The sequence below is a fragment of the Actinomadura sp. KC06 genome (genome assembly GCF_004348735.1).
In the GTDB taxonomy this organism is placed as follows: Bacteria; Actinomycetota; Actinomycetes; order Streptosporangiales; family Streptosporangiaceae; genus Spirillospora.
The window spans coordinates 22,930-46,262 of the sequence record NZ_SMKT01000051.1 but is presented as its reverse complement, the minus strand read 5'-3'; the positions used below and the strand labels follow the sequence as shown (position 1 = coordinate 46,262).

Here is a 23,333-nt window from a genome sequence, read left to right as displayed (position 1 = left end):
CATGGACAGGGGGACTCGACCGATGACATCCCGGAACCCATCGGCACGAGGATCGATGGTGTCTCGCCTCCTGCGCCGCCCGGCGCGTCCACTGCTCGTCGCGGCGCTCGCCGTCCTCCTGGCCGGAGCATCGCCGGCACCGGGAACTGCGCTGGCCGCAGAACCCGGTGGCCGCGGCACGACGGTCTGCTTCGTCGCCCGCGACAACCCAGACCGCGAACATACGATCCGCGTGCCATCGCGCGCCGTACCGAAGCTCCTGCGCACCTCGTTGTCGTATGTCGGCCCGTGCGCCGAGTACGGCCACTCGCTCTCACTCGGCGACGGCGCGATGCGTACGTACACGCAGCGTGTACGCAGCCGTCCGCTCGCGATGGGCGTGACGTTCCGGGCGTCGACGTTGCGGAACCTGCCCATCCCGGTGAGCGACGGCAAGCACTGCTTCGACAAGGACGGCAGCGGCGACCTCGACCTGCACAAGGAATGCGCCGTCGGCCATGAACTCGTGCTCGACCTGCCGCGCGGGTTTCGCAGCGCCATCGACACGCCGTTCAAATGGTCGCTGACGAACTGGAACCCCCAAGGGCACATGCCGACCGGCGTCTACGACGTCCCGCACTTCGACTTTCACTTCTACATCCAGCCGCTCGCGGAACGGAACCAGATCCGTCCTGGTCCGTGCCCGATGCTCACCAACTGCGACGACTACAAACGCGCGAAACTGCCGGTGCCCGAGCGCTACCGTCCACCGGACTTCAGCGATGTCGACGCGGTCGAGCCCGCGATGGGCAACCACCTGATCGACCTGACCGGCCCGGAGTTCAACGGCAGGCCGTTCACGCACACGTGGATCTACGGCCAGTACGACGGCGAGATCACGTTCTACGAAGCGATGATCACCAAGGCCTGGTTCGACGGCCAGCGCAAGGGCGCGACCGGCGACATCTGCGTGCCGTTCAAGCAGCCGCGCGAGTGGCGGTTGGCCGGCTGGTATCCGACGAGCTACTGCATCGCCTACCGCGAGAACCGTGACGACTACACCGTCGCCCTGACCGACTTCCGCTACCGCGGAAAGAGCCGATAGCCGGAGCCGCCCGTCCGGTGGTGATCACCATCAGCCGCCTTGGCTCGTGGTCCTGCACAGACTGACCCGCTCAGTTCCTCCACGCCGCCCCGTCCGCCAGCCCGACGGCGGCAACGGTCTGCGGGTAGGTTCGGCAGGGCAAGCGTGCCGGGTGGGAAGGACCGCGATGGGCTCGTTCGTCGTCGTCGGGGCCGGGCTCGCCGGGGCCGCGGCCGCCTGGCAGCTGGCGCGGCGCGGTCACGAGGTGACCGTGCTGGAACGCTCCACTCCAGCCAACGCCGCGGGCAGCTCGCACGGGTCCGCGCGGATCTTCCGGTACGGCTACCACGACCCGTTCTACACCCGGCTCGTCGCCGACTCGCGGAGCGAATGGGACGAGCTGGAACGCCAGGCCGGTGAGCGGCTCATCACCCCAACGGGCTCGCTCGACTTCGGCGCCGCCCGCGCCCCGGCGGCGCTGGCCGCCGTGTTCGAGCAGGTCGGCGTCGAGCACGAGCTGCTCACCGCCGCCGCGGCCGCCGCGCGCTGGCCGGGGCTCGGCTTCGACGGCGAGAACGCCGGCGTCCTGTGGCACCCGGGTGCCGGGGTGATCGACGCGGAAGCCGCCGCGGCGGCCATGCTGCGGCTGGCGCTGGCCGATGGCGCCCGCGTCGAGACCGGCTGGCCGGTGGCGTCGATCGAACGGGCCGGCCGCGGCCATCGCCTGGTGGGCTCGGACGGACGCGCCGAGGAGGCCGAGAAGGTCATCGTCACCGCCGGCGCCTGGCTGCCGGACCTGCTCGGCGAACTTCCTCTGCCGGGGCGGTTCCTGACCGCGTTCCCTCCGCTTCAGGTAATGCAGGAGAACGCCTACCACTTCCCGTATCGCGACACCCTGGAAGGGACGTGGCCGACGTTCATCCACAAGAAGTCGACCATGCTGATCTACGGCCTGCCCGGCGGCCGCGACGCCGTCCTCCCCGACGGCCGGTCCGGCCAGAAAGTGGCCGAGTACAACGGCGGACGGCCGATCCGGAGTGCGGCCGCACAGAACGGCGAGATCGATCCGGCCAATCGTGAGCGGCTCATCGCGTACGTCCGGCGGACGTTGCCTGGTCTCGTCCCCGAGCCTTATGCCGAAACGACCTGCCTGTTCACCAACACCCCCACCGAGGACTTCGTTGTCGACGGTGTGGACGGGATCACCGTCGCCTCAGCCTGTTCGGGACACGGCGCCAAATTCGCTCCCCTCATCGGCCGGATCATCGCCGACGCGGCCAGCGGCGAACGCGCGGCACCACAGCGGTTCAGAGCAACCCGCGGCCACTGACCTTGATCGGCATAAAGAGTGCTAGATCACTGAGGCCGTGACGTTCGCGGGACGCTCGCCACGGTGGGGCCGCCTGCGCAGGGTGTCAGTCGTCGAGCGCGGAGGGCGAAAGTGTCTCGAACTTCACGGCCGTACAAGCGATCAAAGCCCATGTGATCGTTGAGCCGTTGAATCGGCCGCGCGCGTTCCTCTCGGGGACCGTTGAGGCCGGGTATACCGCTGCCCCGCCCGGCGTCCGGAGGCCGCGGGCATGATCGGTCAGCTCGTCCGGCGGCTGCGCGCCGAGCCTCGGTTAGCCGCCGCCGTCGCGGCTGTCATCGTCATCGTGCTGGTCGCGGCCGGGGTGGGGGTCGCCCGGTCCAGCGAGGACGAGCCGCGCCCTTCTCGCGTCCACGGTGTCGCCGAGGGGCCGTTCGAGACTCCGCGCCGTGGGCCTGACACCGTCCCCGAGCTTCCCGACCTGCCCGATGGGTGCGGAGTGTCGAAGCGAACCGCCAAGGCACTGGTTCCGCTGAACCGGTACGAGGACCCCGACGACTGCGTCTGGCTCTCCCAGTCCGGCGCGAGCGGCCACAAGAAGGTCCTCACGGTGAAGGTCGACCAGCTCGACACGTCCCGGAACATGCCGGCGACCTCGGCGTACGACACGGCGTTCGGCACGCTCAGCCCGCCCGCCGAACGCGTGGACGGCCTCGGCGAGCAGGCCATCTCGCGATTCTCCAGCGTGGCGAAGGGCGGGCGAGGCGAGTACGTCTTCACCGCTCGCGGACGGTACTACGCCATCGTCTACGAGGGGTACGAGCAAGGGCGGCCGATCTCCAAGGAGGTGGCGCTGGCCGGAGCCCGGCGGGCTGCGATCGATGTCGCCCGCAAGCTCGGCCTGCCCGCGAAACCGACCCCGCACAAGAAGGACGACCCGCAGGGACCATCCCCGCTTCACCAGGTTCCACAAGCTTGCCGGTTGGTGTCCGCCGAGACGCTCGGCAAAGTGGTCCGTGACGGCGTGAACATCGAACCCTGGAAGGAAGAACCGCTCCTCGCCGGATTCCGCGATGTTCACGTCACCTCCTGCCGCTGGAAGGCCGACAAGACCGTGGACTCGAAGACGCAGTCCGCGGATCTGACGGTCGAGGTGGCGTCGGTCTCCGATTATTGGCCGGGGGCCGGGTATCGCGCGGCATCCCATGGCTATGCGGGGCTGCAGCGCAGATCGCGTGGGGTGCTGAAGGAGTTCCGTCCGCTGGGAGGACTGGGCGAGCAGGCATTCGGCGGCCACATGCACGACTTCGGCCACGTGGGATTCCGCGTGCGGAACGTGGTCGTCCTGATCACCTACAAGGTCGCGCCCCTCCCCACTGGCGAGGACGACGTCGCCGGCGCCTACACGGTCGCTCTCGACGTCGCCCGAAGATTGCAGCGCTAAAGGTCGTTCTAATAAGCCTACATAAATCGTGGGTTGCGGCTCTGAATGACAATGCCGAGGCCGCGGGCTGAAACAGAAGAAATCCGGACTAGCCGTTCACGTCGGCGCCAGCCGGTAAACCGGCATGCCCGGAACCTTATCGGTAGGCAGGGAGCACTTCAGAAGATGCGGAGGTACGCACGCGGAGAGATCATGAGATGGCGGGATCGGCAATAGTTCCTGGTCAGAGGGGGTCCAATGTCCACCGATAGTGCTGCGTCGGCGGCCCGGGCGGAGTCGGCGGCGGTCGACAGGACGGCGCGGCGCGGCGCCCGGCCCGATCCGGTGGTCATCGACCCGACCGGTGCCGACATCCATGGTGAGGCGGCGCGGATCCGGGCGCGCGGTCCGGTCGCGAGGATCGAACTTCCGGGCGGCGTGACGGCCTGGTCGATCACTGGTTATGACGAGGCCAGGCAGGCGCTGTCGGACAGCCGGTTCTCCAAGGATCCACGCAAACATTGGACGGCCTTCGTGCGCGGTGAGATCGGGATGGACTTCCCGCTCATCGGCTGGATCCTGATGGAGAACCTGACCACCATGCACGGAGCGGACCACAGCCGGCTCCGCCGCCTGACCGCGGGCGCGTTCACGCCGCGCCGTGTCGAGAAGATGCGCGAGAGCATCGAGAAGGTCACCGCGGAACTGCTGGACGACATCGACACCACACCGCCGGGCCAGGCGATCGACCTTAAAGCGCGTTTCGCGCACCCGCTTCCGTCCGCCGTGATCTGCGACCTGTTCGGAATACCGGTCGAGCGGCGCGCGGAGATGCTGCACGGCGGCGAGGTGAACGTCAATACGACGATCACCCCGGAGGAATCCGCGGCCAATGTGGAGAAATGGCATCAGACGATTCTTGACTTCGTCGACGGCAAGCGGCGGGCGATGGGAGACGACCTCACCTCGGCCCTGATCGCGGCCCAGGACGAGGACGGCTCCAAGCTCACCGACAACGAGCTGGCCGGCACGATCCACCTGATGCTGGCCACCGGCACCGAGCCCGTGATGAACCTGATCGCGAACGCGGTGTGCGCGCTGCTCGCGCACCCGGAGCAGCGGCGGCTGGTGCAGTCGGGCGGGGTGTCCTGGCAGCAGGTCATCGAGGAGACGCTGCGGGCCGAGGCGCCGGTGGCGCACCTGCCCTTCAGGTTCGCCGTCGAGGACATCGAGCTGGGCGGTGTGACGATCGCCGAGGGCGACCCGGTGCTGATCGGGTTCGCCGGCGTCGGGCGCGATCCCGCCGTTCACGGCGACACCGCCGCCGAATTCGACTGCACGAGGCCGGACACCTCGCACCTGTCCTTCGGGCACGGGATCTACCGCTGCATCGGAAAGCCGCTCGCGCTGCTGGAGGCGGAGATCGCGCTCTCCAGCCTCTTCCGCCGCTTCCCCGACCTCACGCTTGCGGTGTCGCGGGCCGAGATCAAGCCCCAGGAGACGTTCATCATGAACGGCGTCGGCTCGCTGCCGGTCCTCCCGAAACCGCGGTAGAGAGACAGAGGAGAGGTCTTATGCGAGCGGCAGTGGTCCCCAAGGTCAGTGCGCCGTGGGAGGTTCAGGACGTCCCGACGCCCTCGGCCGGTCCGGGCGAGGTTCTGGTACGGGTGCGCGCGTGCGGCGTCTGCGGCAATGACGTCGGGTTGACGCGGGGCGGATACCCCTTCCCGCCCATGGACCCGGTGATCGTCGGCCACGAGGCGGCCGGGGAGGTCGTCGAGGTCGGCGCGGGAGTGAGCACGCTCGACGTCGGCGACCGGGTGGGGACGACGTGGGTGCAGGGCACCTGCGGCCGCTGCGACTACTGCCGCGAGATGAAGCCGCTCACCGGGCAGTCGGCGATGAACTGCGCGGCGCCCTCGCTCGCCGGGATGACGGTCCAGGGCGGGCATGCCGAGTACATCGCCATCCCGGCCGACAGCACCGTCAGGATCCCCGATCAGGTGCCGTTCGAACTCGCCGCGCCGGTGCTGTGCGCCGGTTACACGGCGTGGAGCGCGTTGCGGGTGGCCAGGGTCCAGCCGTCCGAGCGGGTCGCGGTCCTCGGCATCGGCGGCCTCGGCCACCTCGCGGTGCAGTTCGCGAGCGCGTGCGGTTTCGAGACCGTGGCGATCACCAGCACCCCCGGCAAGCAGGACGCGGCCAAAAGGCTCGGCGCGGACCTGGTGGTCTTCAGCGGAGAGGAACTGCGCGCCGCGGGCGGAGCGGACGTGATCCTCCAGACCGGCAGCTCCTTCGCCGCGGCCTCAGAGGTCCTGCGCGGCCTGCGCCCGGACGGACGGCTCGTGCTGGCCGGCATCGATCCCCAGAACTCCTTCACGATCCCGCCCGACTTCCCGTTCTTCGCCCAGGGCTGCACGGTCATGGGCGCCACCCACGGCGGCCTGCATTGGCTGGGCGAGGCGTTCGACCTCGTCGCCTCCGGCCGGGTGGCCCCGGTCATCGAGGAGTTCCCGCTGGCGAGGGTCAACGACGCAGTCGAACGCGTGGCCCGTGGAGATGTGCGCTTCCGGGCCGTGGTGACCTACTGACCTCACACACGGAGGCGTAATGACCGCACTCATCCGGGTAACGAACGACGCCGACGTCGACGACGTGGTCGAGATCATCGAACGGGACGGCGGCGTCGTGGTGGAGGACTTCGCAGCCCCCGACACGTTGCGGGGGCTGTGGGACGACCTGGGCCCCCGTCTCGACGCGACCATGCTGCCGGAGGACCAGTTCGGCGGAACCAGGACGAAAAGGGTCAACGGCCTGTTCGGCCGCACCGACCACCTGACGCCGGTGGTGACGCATCCGCTCTACCTGGGGCCCGCGCGCCGGATCATGCAGAAGCCGGTCAGACGCTGGGTCGGCCGCTACCGGGCGGAGATCACGCCGTCGATCCAGATCGGGGTGACGCAGGCGGTGCAGATCATGCCCGGTGAGAGCAAGCAGCCCCTTCACCGGGACGACACCCTGCACCTGCGCCCCCATCCGGGACCGACCACCCGCGTCCAGTTGATGCTGGCCATGAGCGATTTCACCGCGGACAACGGCGCCACGCTGGTGATCCCGGGCAGCCACCACTGGGACGACGAACGGCGTCCCAGGCTGGAGGAAGCGGTCCCCACCGAGATGCCGGCGGGTTCAGCGCTGGTTTGGCTTGGGGCGGTGTGGCATGCCGGAGGGCGCAACAGCACGGACCGGCCGCGGACGGGCCTGACCATCGGCTTGGATCTGGGCAACATCCGCCAGGAGGAGAACCAGTACCTGGCCGTTGCGCGGGACAAGGTGCTGGCCTATCCCCAGGAGGTACAGGAGCTGCTCGGCTACGACCTGTGCCCGCCGTATCTGGGCTGGTACGAGATGGAGAACCCCTCCACCTGGTTGAAGCAGTCCGCCGACCGGTCATGAGCGACCGCCCCTGAGCGACAACAGGACCATCACATGAGTACGGGAGGCGCGCGGGGCTCGCCTCCCGTACCCATGAACCCCGGTCAGCCGACCGGGGCGGTGTCGTCCTGGGTCGCGGCGGTGTCCTTCTCCTGCTGAGCACCGGTAGGAGGAACCGACCGCAACAACCAGGCCGTCGTGATGGCGATCCCGACGAGCAGAACCGCGCTCACCGCGGCCACCACGTGGAAGCCGCTGGCGAACGCCTCCTGAGCCGGTTCGAGCAGGCTCGCGCCCACGTCGTCCGGCAGCTTCGAGGCCGCGTCGCTCGCGCCGGCGAGGCTGTCCTCCGCCGCGGCGGCCGCGTCGGCGGGCACCCCGGCGGGCACCGTGATCGAGTCACGGTAGATCCAGGCGCCGAGGCTGCCGATCAGCGCGACCCCGATCGCGTATCCGAACTCGCCGCTGACCTCGGACATCGAGGCGGCCGAACCGGCCTTCTCCTCCGGCGCGGAGCCGACGATCAGGTCCGTGGCCAGGGCCACCAGCGGACCGGCGCCCAGGTTGATCAGCGCGAATCCGATCACCACGGGCGCCAGCGCGCCGTCCGCGCCCGCCTGGGTGAGCGCGAGCAGACCGACGACCGAGACCATGAGGCCGAGGCCGATCACGTACGCCGGCCGGTACCGCCGGGCGAGCAGCGGCGCGGCCATGTTGCCGGCGATCGAGCCGGCCATCGCCGGGATCATCCACAGCCCGGCCACGAAGGGGGACAGCTCGGCGACCAGCTGGAAGTACTGCGTGATGAACAGCATCATCGCGCCCGTGGTCAGCGTCCCCAGGAACATCCCCAGCAGCGCGGCGCTGAACGACCTGTTGCCGAACAGCCGCAGGTCGAGCAGCGGGCTGGTCAGCTTGCGCTGCCGGAGCACGAAGATGATCCCGAAGACGATGCCGATCAGGCTGATCGCCACGGGGGCGGCGCTCCAGCCGTCCTTCGCGACCTCCTTGAGGCCGTACACGAACGGCAGGATCGCCAGCAGCGACAGGCCGACGCTGACCAGGTCGAGCGGCGCCCGCACGCTGGTGTCGCGGTACTCGGGCAGCAGGATCGGGCCGGTGACCAGGAGCAGGACCATCGCGGGGACGCCGAGCAGGAACACCGAGCCCCACCAGAACGCGTCCAGCATCACGCCGCCGACCAGCGGGCCGGCGGTGGCGCCCGCCATGAAGCAGACCATCCAGACCCCGATGGCCAGGCCGCGCTGCTGGGCGTCCTTGAACATCGTGGTGATGAGGGACAGCGTCGACGGCATCAGCGTCGATCCGGCGATGCCCAGCAGGGCCCGGGAGACGATCAGCATCTCGGCGTTGACGGCGAACGCGGCGGCGACCGAGGCCGCGCCGAACGCCGTGGCGCCGATGAGCAACAGTTTCCGGCGGCCGATACGGTCGCCGACATTGCCCATCGTGATCATGAAGCCGGCGAGCAGGAAGCCGTAAATGTCGGTAATCCACAGCTGTTCCGTGCTGCTGGCGTCGAGGTCCGAGCTGAGGTGCGGCAAAGCAAGCAACAGCACGAAGACGTCAATGGACACGAGGAAGGTCGGCAAGGCCAGAACGGCCAGACCGATCCATTCTCGACGCCCCGCGCGGAGCGCTTGGCTGTCGTTCACGGTTTCTCTCCTTTGCTGAGGTGCTAGCTGTTGGAACCCCAGTGCGGCGAGAAACTCATCGGTCTGCTGCGGAATTCGGCCCTGACCTGCGGAAGATGACGGTCAGGACGGCGGTTTCGGGGCCGAGGCCGTGCAGCGTCCGCAACGGCAGTTCGCTCAGCGTCAGCACGTCCCCGCGATCGAACCGCTGGCGCACGCCGTCGACGGCCTCCACTTCGATCGAGCCGCGTTCGACGATGACCAGCGCGTCCTGCCAGTCGGCGCTGACGTACTCCCTGCTCGCGCCCGGCGGGATCGTGAAGGTCCGGCGCGCCATCGAGGACGGAACCCGGTCGCGCGGCATGGAAAGCCGGTCGTCCATCACAGTTCCCCGGGCAGTTCGAAGAACGGGAAGACAACGGGAGTGAAACTGGTGATCTCCGCGATCTGGCCGTCGTCGATCCGCAGCACGTCCAGCGAGAACGCTCGAAATCGCGAATCGCCGGGAGCCTTGGCATAGCAGGCCGCCGCCGGTTGCGCATTGGCGCGGGTCGCGATGAATCGCAGATCTCCGATGAAGCCTTCGGAACCGGGATCGAAACTCGACCGCAACGCGGCCAGAATCGACGCGCGGCCCCGGTACCAGGTGGGCGTCGGCGGCATCGTGCCGACGGCGTCCTCGCGCAGCAGAGCCGCCAGCGTCCGGATGTCGGCGCGCTGGTGCGCCTCCATGTACCGGTGCAGGACGGCACGCTCTTCGGCGCTCGCCTCCGCGACGGGAGACCACTCGACCCGGCGGGACGGCAGGTGGGCCATGAGGGTGGCGCGGGCGCGCTGCAGGGCGCTGGCGACGGACGCGCCGCTGGAGTCGAGCAGGTCGGCGACCTCCTTCGTCGGCCAGCCCAGCACGTCCCGCAGGATGAGCACGGCCCGCTGCCTGGGCGGCAGCAACTGGATCGCCGCGAGGAAGGCGAGTTCGATCGTCTCCTTCGCCAGGACCGCGGTCTCGGGCTCCATCTCGTCGGAAACGAGGTTCTCCAGCAGATGGTCCGGGAACGGTTGCAACCACGGCTGGTCCGCGGGCGGCGCGACCGGCCGGGTGGGGTCGCCGGCCGGTCCCAGCTGCGAGGGCAGCACGCGTCTCGGGGTACGCGTCAACGTGTTGAGGCACGCGTTCGTTGCGATCCGGTACAGCCAGGCGCGAAACGACCAGTGCCCCTCAAGGCTGAACCGCTCCCGGGACCGCCACGCGCGCAGGAACGTCTCCTGCACGAGGTCCTCGGCCTCCTCGAAAGAGCCGAGCATCCTGTAGCAGTGAACCCGCAACTCGGGTCGGTAGCGTTCCGCCAGAGCGCCGAACGCCAGCTCATCGCCGTCCCGTGCGGCCGAGACGACGGCTTCGTCGTCGCCGAGTCGGCTGTGCCCGAAACGAGGTTGCAATGTGCTCACCTTGTCCATGCAGATGTAACCCACCTTGGCGGTGAAATCCATCGGTCACGGAGCGCACCGCGGACGGGTACAGGCAGTAGCCCGAGGGTACTGGACCCTGCCCCGCCCTCGCGGGTCGACGGCGCGAACATGCAGGTCAGCGGCGCGGCCGCGACGCGTGATAGGCGTCCAGCCGGGCCTGCGACTCGCGGTCCGCCCGCCGCATCGCCTTCTCCGGCGTCGCCTTGCCGGTGAGGACGTCGATCATCGCGACGGACATGATGTCCTGCATGGCGTAGAAGTCGCCGATGAACGCGCCGAGCGCCGCCGGGGTGTGCGCGTTGCGGCTCAGCTGCTGGATCGCCACCTTCTTGTGCGGGTTCTTGGTGAAGTAGCCCTCTCGCGCCAAGTGTTCGACGGCTCCGTGCGTGACCGGCATGAAGCCGCTTCCCGGTTCCTTCGCCCATGCGGCGCCGTTGGCCGGACGGTTGATGAACTGCATGAAGGCCAGCGCGCCGTCGCGGGTCCGCTGGTCCAGCCGGTCCTGGATCCAGAGCGCGTCACCGCCCAGCACGTAGCCGGCGAGAGGGACGTCGCCGTTGTGCGGTAGGTAGGTGGTCTGGACGGGGAAGTCGCCGTTGATCCCGTCCTGCACGATCGGGTCGGTCTCCACGGAAGAACTGAACAGGAAGGCCACCTGCTGCGCGGCGAACGCCTTCCGGATCCCGATCCAGTCACCGCCCACGTCCTTGCCGGTGAGCACGTAGTGGCCCTTCTTCTGCTGTCCGGCCCACCACCGGGTCCAGTCGAGCATGGCCTTGGACGTGAAGTCGACCTTCCTCGCCGGCGCCGCGCGGCCGTTCTCGTGATCGGCGAGGTTCACGCCCTGCGTCGAGGCCGCCTGCTCGAAGAACCAGCCGTGGGTCGGCCAGGTCATGCAGTTGTCGGGCCCGTCGGGCAGCTTCGCGATCGCCGTGCACGCCGCGTCGAGTTCGTCCCAGGTGCGCGGCGGGCGTTCCACGCCCGCCGCCTTGAGGATCTTCATGTTGGCGAACTGCAAGGTCGTCGAGATGTTGCGCGGCATGGCCGCCAGCCGGCCCCGGTGGCGGTAGAACTTGCCGGCCGTGGGCAGGATGTCGCCGATCACGACCTTCTCGCCGAGGATCGTCTCCCGGTCCCCGACGGCCTCCTCGACCGAGGCGAACAGGGGGCGGCCGTCGGCGGCGTCGGCGTCGAGGGCCTCCTGCGTCGCGGAGTAGTAGTACTCCGCGACGTCCGGCGCCTCGCCGCGGGCGGCCGCTTCCCTGACCTTGCCCGGCAGTTCCAGCAGATCGTGCCCCTGGATGTCGATCTTGACGTCGGGATGCTCGGCGCCGAATTCGGCGGCCTTGGCCTTCACCCAGTCCAGATGCCCCGGCCACCGGTCGGCCAGCCAGAAGGTCACGCTCACGTCCCGCTCGGCGCGGTCGTCCGCCGCGACCGCGCCGCCGGCGAGCGTGATCGCCGCCACGGTGACGGCCAGCGGGGTGAACAGGTTCCGAGTCAGGCGCATGGTCCCTCCAAGGACGCCTCAGATCAGGGTTTCCGGGCCGAGATGATCACGTATCCGATGTCGTCCTTGCGCGGCGCGTAGAAGCCTTGGAGGCTTCGCGAGAATTCACTCATCGTCGAATCCCCGACCGCGGTCGATATCTCGTCCCTGCGGGCCATCGCGGCCTTCAGATACTTCGACTTCTTGCCGTATACGCGCGGGCCGCACTGGGTGTGCTCTTCGACGCCGAATCCCGCGTCCTGCACCCTGTCAAGCCATTCCGGCAAGGACGGGAGAACGTTCATCTTCACGGTCGACATGAACTTTTCGATACGCTTCGGGTCCGCGGTCGGCATCAGGCTGAAGTCGGAGAACGATATGCGGCCGCCCGGTCGCAGCACGCGGAAGAGCTCGCGCAGCGCCCGGTCGAGGTCCGGTGAATACATCAGCGCCTCGATCACCAGCACGGCGTCGAACGTGCCGTCCGGATAAGGGAGATCGGTGTAATCGCCGTACTCGAACCTGACCCGGTCGGCCAGATCGGTCCCCTTGGTGCGCCGGATCGCGTCGTCGATCTCGGCGGCGCTCACGGAGACGCCCGTGACGCGGGCGCCGAACTCCCTGGCGAGATATCGGGCCGGTTCGCCCTGGCCGCACCCCGCGTCGAGGACGTGCTCCCCCGGCCGGACGCCGAGCGTGTCGACCACCTTCCGGGTGATCCGGTGCACCGCCTCCTCCAGCGGCGCCTCGTCCTCGTCGTCGTACCAGTACCACATGTGCAGGTGGCCGTATCCGAACCCGTCCCTTATCGCCGCGTTCTCGTCATAGGTCTTTCCGATCTCCACGGGATCGAAGCCCGGCCGAGCCATGACTGCCCCCTTGGCGCTACGCGATGGACTTGGCGGCGGAGAGAACCTCGTGCGTGAACGAGTCCAGGTCCGGGTCCTCGAAGAGCAGGCCGACATCGACCTCGATGCCGAGCTCGTCCTCGATCCGCGCGGCGATGCGCACCGCCGAAATCGACTGGCCTTTCAGCTCGAAAAAGGTGGCGGAGGAATCGCCGTCGGGAGCGCCGAGTACATCCCTCCAGATCTCGGCGACTTTTTCCGAGATCAGGTTCTTTTCCTGCATGACTCCTCCTGTTGACGCGTGCGGCGACGTTCCACGAGGTCGTACGTTTCTCATTTGTAGCAGTTCGTTCGTGGCGGGGTTTCTTCGATGATGCGCACCTCCGGGGGGCGGCGGCCGGCGCCGTGATTCGGCAACACAGAAGGTGCCGTGGCCGACCGGAAGATCCAATGATGGGCGGAGTGGGGCGCGCGTTGTGCGCCCTGTCTGTGAATCGGCTCTGGAGGTGGCATGGGGCGGCAGTTGTTCGTCACTCCCGCGATGGGGGACTATCTGGACGGATCGGGTTCTCCCCTGGATCCCGCCTTGGCCGGCCTGATCGAGGACACCGGCGCGGCCGGCGAACTGTCGGCGATGATGGTCCCGCCGGAACAGGCCCGCCTCCTGACGATGCTGACCCGCCTCATGTCGGCCTCGCTCGTGCTCGACATCGGCACGTTCACCGGCGTCTCGGCGCTGGCCTTCGCGACGGGGCTCGCCCCCGGCGGCCGAGTGATCACCTGCGACGTCACCGATCAGTGGCTCGCCGTCGCGGAGAAGCGCTGGGAGCAGGCGGGCGTCGCCGACCGGATCGAGTTCAGGCTCGGAGCGGCGGCCAGGACGCTGCGCTCGCTGCCACCGGAAACCGGCGCCGACCTCGCCTTCATAGACGCGGACAAACTGAATTACGCCACGTACTACGAACTGCTCCTGGAACGGTTGCGCCCCGGTGGCGTGCTGCTGGCCGACAACGTGCTGCTGGACGGCTACGTCCTGGATCCAGAACTCGCGAAGGAAAGGCTGCTGCACCGCAGCGCCAAAGCGCTGCACGACTTCAACGCCGCGCTCGCGGCCGACGATCGGGTCGAGGTGACCGTGTTGCCGGTGGCGGACGGGCTGACGATCGCCCGCAAGAAATGACCTGGAACGAGGAGAGCGCGATGGTCGGAAACGAGACATCTGAAGCACCGACTCGGCCGATGACCGGGGACGAGTACGTCGAAAGCCTGCGCGACGGCCGGGAGATCTTCCTCTACGGCGACCGTGTCAAGGACGTCACGACGCACCCGGCATTCCACAATCCGATCCGCATGACGGCCAGGTTGTACGACTCGCTGCACGCTCCGGAGACCCAGGGCGTGCTCACCTGTCCGACGGACACCGGCCGGGCCGGATTCACGCATCGGTTCTTCACCACGCCGCGCAGCGCCGATGATCTCGTCGCCTGCCAGCAGGCCATCGCCGCCTGGGCGAGGATGACCTACGGCTGGATGGGGCGCAGCCCGGATTACAAGGCGTCGTTCCTCGGCACGCTCGGCGCGAACGCCGACTACTACGCGCCCTTCGCCGACAACGCGCGCCGGTGGTACCGGGAGGCGCAGGAGAAGGTGCTGTTCTGGAACCACGCGATCGTGCACCCGCCGGTCGACAGGGACCGGCCTCCGGACGAGGTCGCCGACGTGTTCGTCCATGTCGAGAAGGAGACCGACGCCGGGCTGGTCGTCAGCGGCGCCAAAGTGGTCGCGACCGGTTCCGCGCTCGCCCACCACAACTTCATCGCGCACTACGGGCTGCCGATCAAGAAGCGTGAGTTCGCGCTGGTGGCGTCGGTGCCGATGGACGCACCCGGGATGAAGCTGATCTGCCGCGCGTCCTATACCCAGCAGGCGGCGGTGATGGGCAGCCCGTTCGACTATCCGCTGTCGTCGCGCCTGGACGAGAACGACACGATCCTCGTCCTGGACAAGGTCCTCATCCCCTGGGAGAACGTCTTCGTCTACGGCGACCTCGGCAAGGCGCAACTGTTCAGCGGCCGGTCGGGGTTCTTCGAGCGGTTCACCTTCCACGGCTGCACCCGGCTGGCGGTCAAGCTCGAGTTCATCGCCGGCCTGCTGGTGAAGGCGTTGGAGATCACCGGCTCGGCGGGGTTCCGCGGCGTCCAGAGCCGGGTCGGGGAGGTGCTGGCCTGGCGCAACCTGTTCTGGGCGCTCTCCGACGCCGCGGCGCGCAACCCGGTGCCGTGGCACGACGGCGCGGTCCTGCCGAACCCCGAATACGGGCTGGCCTACCGCTGGTTCATGCAGGTGGGGTACCCGCGGGTCATGGAGATCGTGCAGCAGGACGTCGCGAGCGGGCTCATCTACACCAACTCGAGCGCCGAAGACTTCCACAACCCCGACATCCGCCGGTACCTGGACACGTACCTCCGCGGGTCGGGCGGCACCGACGCCGCCGGCCGGGTCAAGGTGATGAAGCTGCTGTGGGACGCGGTGGGAACGGAGTTCGGCGGCCGGCACGAGCTGTACGAGCGCAACTACGCGGGCAACCACGAGAACACGCGGATCGAGCTCATGAACGCCCAGCTCGCCGGCGGGCAGCTGGACCGCTTCACGAGCATGGTCGACGCCTGCCTCAGCGAGTACGACCTCGATGGCTGGACCGTCCCCGATCTCGCCTCGTTCTCCGAGCTCGGCTCGGCGTGGAAGGGGATGTCCGACGGCCGGTGAGGGCCCCGAGCACGGGGCGACGGACGACGGGCGGGACACCTCATCGCGTGTCCCGCCCGTACCGTGAGCTCACCGGCTATGCGCTCACCGGCTGTACGCTCATTGCGTCGCCACGACGCGCCGTGGTTTCCGCCGCCGCCGGTGTTCGGTGTGGATCAGCCACCACTGCGCGATGATCAGGTTGACCACCCAGCTCGTCCAGGTCGAGGTGTCCATCAGGATGTCGGCGGGGATCTTGATGCTCGGCATCGCCGTGGTGAGCACGAAGATCACCCGGCCCCACGAGGTGCCCAGCGCCAGCGCGAAGCTGTAGATCATGAGGCGCCGGTGGTCGGCGTAGCGCCGCTGCCGGGCCGCCCGCCAGCCGAACGCGGTGACGACGAGCCAGAGCGCCGCCGACAACGCCGTTCCGCTGGTCGCGGTCGAGTAGGGCAGGATCACGAGTGCGAGCGTCGCCGACGGCAGCGCGCCGGCGAAGACGTACACCCGTCCGCTGATCCGGTGCAGCCGCGGCCACTGCTCCCGGATGGCGGGGATCACCTGCAGGAAAACGGTGACCATGGCGATGTTCCCGGTGAGGATGTGCGCGACCAGCACCGGGAAGTGCGCGGGGAACGCCGGGTCCAGGATGGATCGCGACCGGGCGGGGTCCAGCGCCGCGTACGGCAGCGCGTGGAACAGGTTGAACCCGACGAGGACGAGGAGACCGATCAGCCAGGGGTTGACCCACCACCTTCGTGCTGCGCGCTCGGGCGGTACCTGCTCGCCGGAAAGCTGCGGCGCGGCCACGACGGCCGCCTGACCGCCGTTCACCCTTCGCCGGGTCGCCTTCTCAGTTCCTTCCTTGCTCATGCGGGGCTCTCTTCTCGGTTCGGGAGCTACGTTGCGCGGACGTGCCTGTCCGCCGCCCGCGGGGCCGTTGCGGCGGGGTTGGTGACGGTGGTGGCGGGCACTCGCCAGGCCTTGCGCAGCACCCGCAGGACGACCTTGGGCTTCATGAGGGCGTCGGGGCGGTCGACCATGCCGGCGCAGCGCATGTACGCGGCGGCGACCTTCGCGTCCTTAGTCGCCGCGACCTGCACTCTGGCCAGGTACGCCTGGCCGAGCCGGACCTTCAGCGGCCGTTCGCCCTGCACCCCCGGGAAGCTCAGGTCGACCGTGTTGGTCATCTCCCAGGGCGGATCGATGACGTCCCGGGCGAGATCGCGGAAGTAGTCCTGCGGCACGGGCGCCGCCCCACTGTGCAGGTGCTCGCGGAGGGTCAGCGCGGTCATCGCCGCGACCGTCATGCCCTGCGCGTACACCGGGTTGAAGCACGCGACGGCGTCACCGACCACGAGCAGCCCCTCGGGGAACCGGGACATCCGCTCGTAGCGCTGGCGCACCGTGGTCGGGAAGCGGAACGCCACCGGCTCGTCGAGCGGCTCCGCGTTCTGCACGGCCTCGTAGATGTCGGGGCAGGGCAGCGTCTTCAGCCACCCGTACAGGCCGGCCTGGTCGGTGGGCGGGTGATCGCCGAGGATTCCGTAGGTGGTCAGCTCGGTGCGGCCGCCGTCGGTCTTGGTGAAGATGGCGCCGCGCGGCAACGCGGGCCAGGCGACCGGAATGATCGCCAAATCGCCGTGGTACGGGTCCTTCTTCATGCGGTAGTGCTGGGTGACGTAACCCAGCCCGATCTTCTTCCGCTCCTCCTCGACCCGCCCGTAGCCGAGTTCCTCCAGCCAGACAGGGGTGCGGGAGCCGCGGCCGGTGGCGTCGACCACCAGATCGGCGTCGATGACCTCCTCGGCGGACGCGCCGTCCTGCGGGTCGTCCAGGCGGTGCACCCGGACGCCCGTCACCTTTCCGCCTCCGGGTGCGGTCACGAGTCCCAGCACGTCCCGGCGCTCCACGAAGGTGACGTTCGGCAGCTGCTGGGTCCGCTCGCGGATGTGCTGCTCCATGAGAGGCGCCGTCGCGGGCACGGCCAGCAGACCGACGTGGGGCTGCTTCGCGCGCTTGCCGCGGAAGTACCAGCGCACCGATCCCGCCATGTCGCCGCTCGGGCACCCGTCCGCGATGAGCTCATCGGTGATGCCCGGATAGAGCTCCTCCATCACGAGCCTGCCGCGGCAGTGCATCGCGTTGATGTGCTTGCCCTGCGGGCGTCCGCGCCGCGTCCCGGCCACGCCCACCAGGCGGTCGCGGTCCACGATCTGGACCTCGTCGTACGCCTCGGAGAGCACCCGGGCGGCGAACAACCCGGCGATACTGCCGCCTAGCACGACTGCGCGGGTGCCGCTCTCGTGCGTCGTCGCGGCCTGCTTGACTGTCACAACGAACTCCTCATGCCAAGTAGGCGGGCAAGGGTCAGCTGGGCATGGCCTTGGTCAGCCCGCCGTCGACGACGAGTTCCTGGCCGGTGATGTAGGACGCCCGGTCGGACAGCAGGAAGTGCACTGCGTTGGCGATGTCCTCGGGGAGGCCGAGCCGGCCGAGCGCGACCTGCGCCCGGAACATCTCGCGGACCTCGTCGCTGCCGGTGATGGCATTGAACATGTCGGTCAGCACGTGCCCCGGCGTCACGGCGTTGACCCGGATGCCGCGTCCGGCGGTCTCGGTCGCGAGCGTGCGCGTCAGGTGCAGCACCGCGGCCTTGGTCGCGGCGTAGACCGACGAACCGGGCACGCCCGCGTGGGCCGTCCATGAGGAGTTCAACACGATCGCGCCGCCGTCGTTGAGCAGCGGCAGGGCCTTCTGGACGGTGAAGTAGACGCCCTTGAGGTTCGTGCTGACGACGCTGTCGAAGTCGGCCTCGGCGAGCTGCGCGGCGGGGGCGTTCACCCCGATCCCGGCGTTGGCGAACACGCCGTCGAGCCGTCCGAAGCGAGCCTTGATCTGTTCGGCGAGGCCGTCCAGATCGCGCGTGTCGGAGACGTCCGCGGGCGCCGCCAGCACCCGGTCGCCGTTGTCGAGTTCCGCGGCGGCGGTCTTGAGCCGCAGGTCGTTGCGTCCGGCCAGCACCACGTTGGCGCCGCTGTTCAGCAGCCGCTCGGCGGTGGCCAGGCCGATGCCGCTTCCCCCGCCGGTGATGAGGATCGTCCTGCCGTCGAATTCAGTCATGGGGCCAGGGTCACAGGCCCGGCGAGCGGGGGCATCTCCTCGATTGCGGAGTCGCCGTCATGCATCGCATTTCACGAGAAGCCCCCGGTGCGACCCGGGTGTGACACTCGGTGGAGTCGAATTATTGCCAGATGAAGGCTGCCCCGGTCGGGGCTTCTTTTGGGGAGCTCGAATGCTTGCAGGCCAGGAGGCGCACTGGTTTCTTGAGCAACTGGTCCCCGGCAGCCCCGCCAATGTCATCGACCGCCGGTACCGGGTGGTCGGAAAGCTGAATATCGCGGCCCTGGATGCGGCGTGGAGATCGATCGTCGACCGCCACGATATTCTCCGGACGACCTTTGACCGGTCCGGTGGCCGCCCGGTTCCGGTGGTCAATAAGCAGTCGGAATCCGCCTTTGTCGACCACGAGATCGAGCCCGGCGCTTTTGACCTGACCGCTGGTCCGCTGGCGCGGCTGGCGGTGAAACGGGAGACCGGAACGAGCCACATCGTGCAGATGGCGCTGCACCGCTCGATCGCGGACGACGAGACCGTTTCCCTGCTTCGGGACGAATTGTCGACCGGCTATGGCAACGTGCTACGAGGGTGCTCGCCGATCGAGGGGCTCCCGAGCCCGGCGGAACACTCCGGAGAACGTCGGCGACCGGCCGGCTGGTGGTCCGCACGGCTGTCACCTGCGCCGGAGCCAGTGGATCTTCCGGCCGATCGGCCAAGGCTCGACGTCCCGTCGCCCGAAGGCGGCGTGGCTCGATTCGGCTGGGATTTCTCCGCGTCGTCCGCCGCGCTTCTCGCCGCCTTCCAAGCACTGCTTCACCGGTATTCACAGCAGGACCGGGTTCCGGTGTGCGGCCCAGTGTCGCTTCGCACCGGATCTGACCACCTGCCCGGTCCCTTCACAAATCTGGTGGTGTGGTGCAGTGACATCTCTTCCTCATGGACGTTCGCCGAGCTGGTGGACAGAATCCGCCACTCGGTCGACGAGGCGAAAGCACACCGGGACACACCGTTCGCCGATGTCGTACGCGAACTGAGACCCGCTCGGGATCCACGGCGGATTCCGCTGTGTGCCGCACTTTTCGTCCCGGCCGGAGAACCGGAGAGGGAACTGCGGCTGCCGGGCGCGTCAGTGCGCCGGGAACTGCCGGAGCGGGTACCGGTGCACCACGATCTCACTTTGCGGATCGATCGGACCGAGCCGACGGTGAGCGGCTCGCTGGAGTATCGGGCGAGCATGTACGACCCCGAATCCGCCTCTCGTATCGTCGAGCAACTCCACACGCTCCTTGGCGCGGGAATCGCGAATCCGAACACTCCTATAAGGGCGCTGCCATTGGACAACGGAACGGCAGGTTCGGACCGCATCGCAGAAGGGCTCCCGGCTCACAAGCCGGCGCACGCGCCAGCGCACGAGCCGGTGCACGAGATGGTGCGCTCCTGGGCGGAGCGCAGGCCCTATGACACCGCAGTGGTCGGAACGGACGTGACGCTCACCTACGGCGCCGTCGACGCGGCCGCGGCGGAACTGCAGGCGACCCTGCAGAAGCTCGGGTGCGGCGCGGGAACGACGGTGGCCGTACAGATCCCGCCCGGCCCCGAATACGTGACGGCCCTGCTCGGCGTGTTCCGGGCCGGGGGCCACGTGCTGTGCCTGAACCCCGCGGAAAAGGGGGATCGCAGCAGCGCCGTGCTGACCGACATGGGGGCGCAGTGGCTGGTCACCGCGGGCGGCGGCGGGTTCGACGTCCGGCGCCAGCCAGGTACCGGTGGCGGTGGCGGCGACCCCGACCGGGCCTACATCGCGCACACGTCCGGCTCGACCGGCCGGCCCAAGGGAATCGCGCAGTCGCACGCAGCGCTCGCGCAGTTCGCTTCCTGGATGCGTACCGAGTTCGCGATCGGCCCCGGCGCGAGGGTCGCGCAATGGGCCGTGCCGAGCTATGACGCGAGCCTTTGCGAAGTGTTCATGTCCTTGGTCGGCGGCGGGACGCTGTATCCGGTGCCTCAACGGATCCGGGCCAATCCCGACAAGCTGGTGGCCTGGCTCGAAATGCAGCGGATCACGCACTTCCAGACGGTGCCGAGCTTTGCCAGGGAGATCCTCGCGGCCATCGAGCGGCGAAATACCCCGGCCATTCTGTCCCACCTGACCCATGTGCTCCTCGCGGGAGAAGCCCTGTCGGCGGATCTGGCCCACGCGTTCCGCGCGGCGGCGCCGGCGGCCCGTGTCGTCAATCTGTACGGCCCGACCGAATCCATTCTCGCGACGTGGCATGAGGTCGACGGAACCGAGCGCGGCATGGTTCCAGTCGGCATGGCCATTCCGGGTCGTCAGGTCGTCGTCGTCGATGAGCGGGACGAGCCGTGCCCGGCAGGCGTGCCCGGCGAGATCGTGATCCGCGGCCCATTCGTCGCGCGTGGCTATCTGGGTGCGACGGCGGACCAGGCGGCGTTCCTGCCATTGCGCCGCGACACCGAGTCCACCGGCAGTTATCGAACCGGAGATCGGGGGCGATTCCGCTGGAACGGCGAACTGGAGTTCCTCGGGCGGCGTGACTTCCAGATCAAGCTGCACGGAAAGCGGTTGGAGCTCTCCGAAGTGGAGACCGCGCTGGCCGCTCACCCGGGGGTCGTCGAGTGCGGAGTCGTCCCGGTGGCAGGACCGGACGGGTCGCCGGCCGGGCTGGTCGCCCACGTCGTCCCCGCAGGTGCCGGCGCCGATCGCACCGGACTCGTGCGGGAGTGCCGGGACCGGCTGCGCGGCTGGTTCGGCGGCCCGGGACCGCCGGTCGCCGTCGAGGTTCGCGACCGGCTGCCGAGAACGGTGAGCGGAAAGATCGACCGGCGGCGGCTGTCCGAAGACGGGCACCGTCCCGACGGAATCGGCGGAGGCGCGCTGCCACCGCAGGAGAAGAGAATGGCCGAGATCTGGAGCGAAATGCTGGTGTCGAGCGAGCTGGCCGACGGCGGCGGCGACTTCTTCTCGGCCGGGGGCCATTCAATGCTGGTGCCGATCCTGGTCGAACGGATCTATGAAGTGTTCGGTGTACGGATCTCGCCGTGGAAGGTTTTCGAGAATCCTTCGCTGCACGCAATGGCGCAGCTGGTCGAACGTAACGATGGGATGTGAGTGAAGTGACAATCACCGAGAAGGGCGTGTCCATCGCCTTGGACGGCGAGTCGATCGACATCGACCATATCCGGAACATCGCCGAACGGGGTGCCCTGTGCACCGTGGAACCGGCGTGCCTGGAACGGGCGGCACAGAGCCGGGAGATGTTCGAGAAACTCGTCCGCTCCGGCATCCCGGTCTACGGCGTCACGACCGGATACGGCGAGATGATCTACCGGATGGTCGACACGGCGAAGGAGACCGAACTGCAGACCAACCTGGTCCGCAGCCATTCCGCCGGCGTCGGGCCGATGTTCGAGGAGGCCGAGGCCCGCGCGATCGTCGCGGCCCGCCTGAACGCACTCGCCAAGGGGTACTCGGCCGTGCGGCCCGAACTGATCAATCAGCTCGTGCTGTACCTGAACGAGCGGATCGTCCCGGCGATCCCGGAAGTGGGCTCGCTCGGGGCCAGCGGAGACCTGGCCCCGCTCGCCCACGTCGCGGTCACCGTCATCGGCGAGGGGTACGTGCTGCGGGACGGTCACCGGGTACCGACCGCGGAGGTGCTGACCGAACGCGAGATCACTCCGATGGACCTCAAGTTCAAGGAGGGGCTCGCGCTGATCAACGGCACGTCGGCGATGACCGGGCTGGGCTCGCTGGTCGTCGGCCGGGCGCTGGACCAGGTACGGCAGGCCGAGATCGTGTGCGCGCTGGTGCTGGAGAGCCTGCGCGCGTCCAACAGCCCGTTCCAGCCGGAAGGCCACGAGATCGCCCGGCCGCATCGCGGGCAGATCGAGTCCGCCGCGAACATGCGCGCCCTGCTGGACGGCAGCGCGGCGATCCTCGAGCACTCGGCCCTGCGCCGCCAGGTGGAGGAGTACAAGCAGTCCGGCAACGGGGTGGGCCGGAACGAGGTCTACATGCAGAAGGCCTACACCTTGCGCGCCATCCCCCAGGTGCTCGGCGCCGTCCGGGAGACGCTGTACGACGCGAAGGCGAAACTGGAGACCGAACTCAACTCGGCCAACGACAACCCGCTGTTCTTCGAGGGCAAGGAAGTCTTCCACGGCGCGAACTTCCACGGTCAGCCGATCGCGTTCGCGATGGACTTCGTCACCATCGCCCTGACCCAGCTCGGGGTCTTCTCCGAGCGCCGGACGAACCGCCTGCTGAACCGGCATCTCAGCGAAGGGCTGCCGGAGTTCCTGGTCGCCGGGGAACCCGGCCTCAACAGCGGGTTCGCCGGGGCGCAGTATCCGGCGACGGCGCTGGTCGCGGAGAACCGCACGATCGGGCCGGCCAGCACGCAGAGCGTTCCGTCCAACGGCGACAACCAGGACGTGGTCAGCATGGGGCTGATCTCCGCCAGGAACGCCCGGCGGGTCCTGCGCAACAACGACCGGATCCTCGCCCTCGAATTCCTGGCCGCCGCGCAGGCCGTCGACCTGTCGGGGCGGCGCGACCTGCTCGGCCCGGCGGCGAGGGCGACCTACGAGCAGGTCCGGGCCCTGGTGCCGACGCTGGCCGAGGACCGGTACATGGCCGACGACATCGAGCGGATCGCGGCCGCGGTGTCCGACGGGCGATTCCTGTCGGTCGCCCGTGACGCCGGGATCGCGCTGCGCTAGCGGGCACCGAACCGACCGAACGTCCAGGCGGAT

At 68.7% G+C, this 23,333-nt stretch carries 19 protein-coding genes; 10 read left to right on the top strand and 9 right to left on the bottom strand.

The genetic code is table 11. The features are described from left to right. Positions 1 to 55: 55 nt before the first annotated feature. The 6 genes from E1287_RS18355 to E1287_RS18330 all read left to right on the top strand — a co-directional run bounded on the left by E1287_RS18355 (position 56) and on the right by E1287_RS18330 (position 7,251). The gene (locus E1287_RS18355) at positions 56 to 1,084 is read left to right on the top strand and encodes a hypothetical protein (RefSeq protein WP_131966176.1); all 1,029 of its coding nucleotides are present in this window, start codon (positions 56 to 58) and stop codon (positions 1,082 to 1,084) included. A gap of 166 nt (positions 1,085 to 1,250) precedes the next feature. Further along, positions 1,251 to 2,393, top strand: coding sequence for an FAD-dependent oxidoreductase (locus E1287_RS18350; protein WP_131966175.1), 1,143 nt, complete (start codon positions 1,251 to 1,253; stop codon positions 2,391 to 2,393). A gap of 250 nt (positions 2,394 to 2,643) precedes the next feature. After that, a complete protein-coding gene (locus E1287_RS18345; protein WP_131966174.1) occupies positions 2,644 to 3,816 on the top strand; it encodes a hypothetical protein in 1,173 nt (390 codons plus the stop codon). Between the two features lie 237 nt (positions 3,817 to 4,053). Then, positions 4,054 to 5,349, top strand: coding sequence for a cytochrome P450 (locus E1287_RS18340; protein ID WP_131966173.1), 1,296 nt, complete (start codon positions 4,054 to 4,056; stop codon positions 5,347 to 5,349). A 20-nt stretch (positions 5,350 to 5,369) separates the two neighbouring features. Further along, positions 5,370 to 6,386 (top strand): alcohol dehydrogenase catalytic domain-containing protein, encoded by a 1,017-nt coding sequence (locus E1287_RS18335; protein WP_131966172.1) that lies wholly within the window; start codon positions 5,370 to 5,372, stop codon positions 6,384 to 6,386. A 19-nt stretch (positions 6,387 to 6,405) separates the two neighbouring features. Beyond that, on the top strand, positions 6,406 to 7,251 hold the full coding sequence (locus tag E1287_RS18330; protein WP_131966171.1) for a phytanoyl-CoA dioxygenase family protein: 846 nt from the start codon (positions 6,406 to 6,408) through the stop codon (positions 7,249 to 7,251). 83 nt (positions 7,252 to 7,334) lie between these two features. Here E1287_RS18330 and E1287_RS18325 read toward each other — a convergent pair whose 3' ends face one another. From E1287_RS18325 to E1287_RS18300, 6 genes are all read right to left on the bottom strand, one after another. Next, positions 7,335 to 8,906 (bottom strand): MFS transporter, encoded by a 1,572-nt coding sequence (locus E1287_RS18325; protein WP_131966170.1) that lies wholly within the window; start codon positions 8,904 to 8,906, stop codon positions 7,335 to 7,337. A 55-nt stretch (positions 8,907 to 8,961) separates the two neighbouring features. Continuing rightward, entirely contained in the window at positions 8,962 to 9,267 is a 306-nt protein-coding gene (locus tag E1287_RS18320; protein ID WP_131966169.1) for a hypothetical protein, read from the bottom strand. Next, complete coding sequence (locus tag E1287_RS18315) at positions 9,267 to 10,343, bottom strand: sigma-70 family RNA polymerase sigma factor (protein WP_131966168.1); 1,077 nt, start codon at positions 10,341 to 10,343, stop codon at positions 9,267 to 9,269. Before E1287_RS18315 ends, E1287_RS18320 begins: the two co-directional genes overlap by 1 nt. 127 nt (positions 10,344 to 10,470) lie before the next feature. Continuing rightward, positions 10,471 to 11,865, bottom strand: a complete 1,395-nt coding sequence (locus E1287_RS18310; protein ID WP_131966167.1) for an extracellular solute-binding protein — start codon at positions 11,863 to 11,865, stop codon at positions 10,471 to 10,473. Positions 11,866 to 11,888: 23 nt separating this feature from the next. After that, the gene (locus tag E1287_RS18305) at positions 11,889 to 12,713 is read right to left on the bottom strand and encodes a methyltransferase domain-containing protein (RefSeq protein ID WP_165969075.1); all 825 of its coding nucleotides are present in this window, start codon (positions 12,711 to 12,713) and stop codon (positions 11,889 to 11,891) included. Between the two features lie 16 nt (positions 12,714 to 12,729). Continuing rightward, the gene (locus tag E1287_RS18300) at positions 12,730 to 12,975 is read right to left on the bottom strand and encodes a phosphopantetheine-binding protein (protein ID WP_131966165.1); all 246 of its coding nucleotides are present in this window, start codon (positions 12,973 to 12,975) and stop codon (positions 12,730 to 12,732) included. 228 nt (positions 12,976 to 13,203) lie between these two features. Between E1287_RS18300 and E1287_RS18295 the strand changes: the two genes are divergently transcribed. Continuing rightward, the gene (locus E1287_RS18295; protein WP_131966164.1) at positions 13,204 to 13,872 is read left to right on the top strand and encodes a class I SAM-dependent methyltransferase; all 669 of its coding nucleotides are present in this window, start codon (positions 13,204 to 13,206) and stop codon (positions 13,870 to 13,872) included. Positions 13,873 to 13,931: 59 nt separating this feature from the next. Further along, entirely contained in the window at positions 13,932 to 15,458 is a 1,527-nt protein-coding gene (locus E1287_RS18290) for a 4-hydroxyphenylacetate 3-hydroxylase N-terminal domain-containing protein (RefSeq protein ID WP_131966163.1), read from the top strand. Between the two features lie 99 nt (positions 15,459 to 15,557). On the opposite strand, the gene E1287_RS18285 is transcribed toward E1287_RS18290, so the two are convergent. The 3 genes from E1287_RS18285 to E1287_RS18275 are packed head-to-tail and all read right to left on the bottom strand — an operon-like array spanning position 15,558 to position 18,560. After that, complete coding sequence (locus tag E1287_RS18285; protein WP_207934295.1) at positions 15,558 to 16,310, bottom strand: DUF2306 domain-containing protein; 753 nt, start codon at positions 16,308 to 16,310, stop codon at positions 15,558 to 15,560. Positions 16,311 to 16,336: 26 nt separating this feature from the next. Then, positions 16,337 to 17,773 (bottom strand): FAD-binding monooxygenase, encoded by a 1,437-nt coding sequence (locus tag E1287_RS18280; protein WP_131966162.1) that lies wholly within the window; start codon positions 17,771 to 17,773, stop codon positions 16,337 to 16,339. A gap of 34 nt (positions 17,774 to 17,807) precedes the next feature. Continuing rightward, on the bottom strand, positions 17,808 to 18,560 hold the full coding sequence (locus E1287_RS18275) for a glucose 1-dehydrogenase (protein ID WP_131966161.1): 753 nt from the start codon (positions 18,558 to 18,560) through the stop codon (positions 17,808 to 17,810). A 172-nt stretch (positions 18,561 to 18,732) separates the two neighbouring features. Between E1287_RS18275 and E1287_RS18270 the strand changes: the two genes are divergently transcribed. Both E1287_RS18270 and cmdF read left to right on the top strand, forming a co-directional pair. Further along, on the top strand, positions 18,733 to 21,687 hold the full coding sequence (locus E1287_RS18270; protein WP_131966160.1) for an AMP-binding protein: 2,955 nt from the start codon (positions 18,733 to 18,735) through the stop codon (positions 21,685 to 21,687). Beyond that, on the top strand, positions 21,684 to 23,300 hold the full coding sequence (gene cmdF, locus E1287_RS18265) for a tyrosine 2,3-aminomutase (protein WP_207934294.1): 1,617 nt from the start codon (positions 21,684 to 21,686) through the stop codon (positions 23,298 to 23,300). The genes E1287_RS18270 and cmdF overlap by 4 nt, the downstream gene beginning before the upstream one ends. Positions 23,301 to 23,333: the final 33 nt, after the last annotated feature.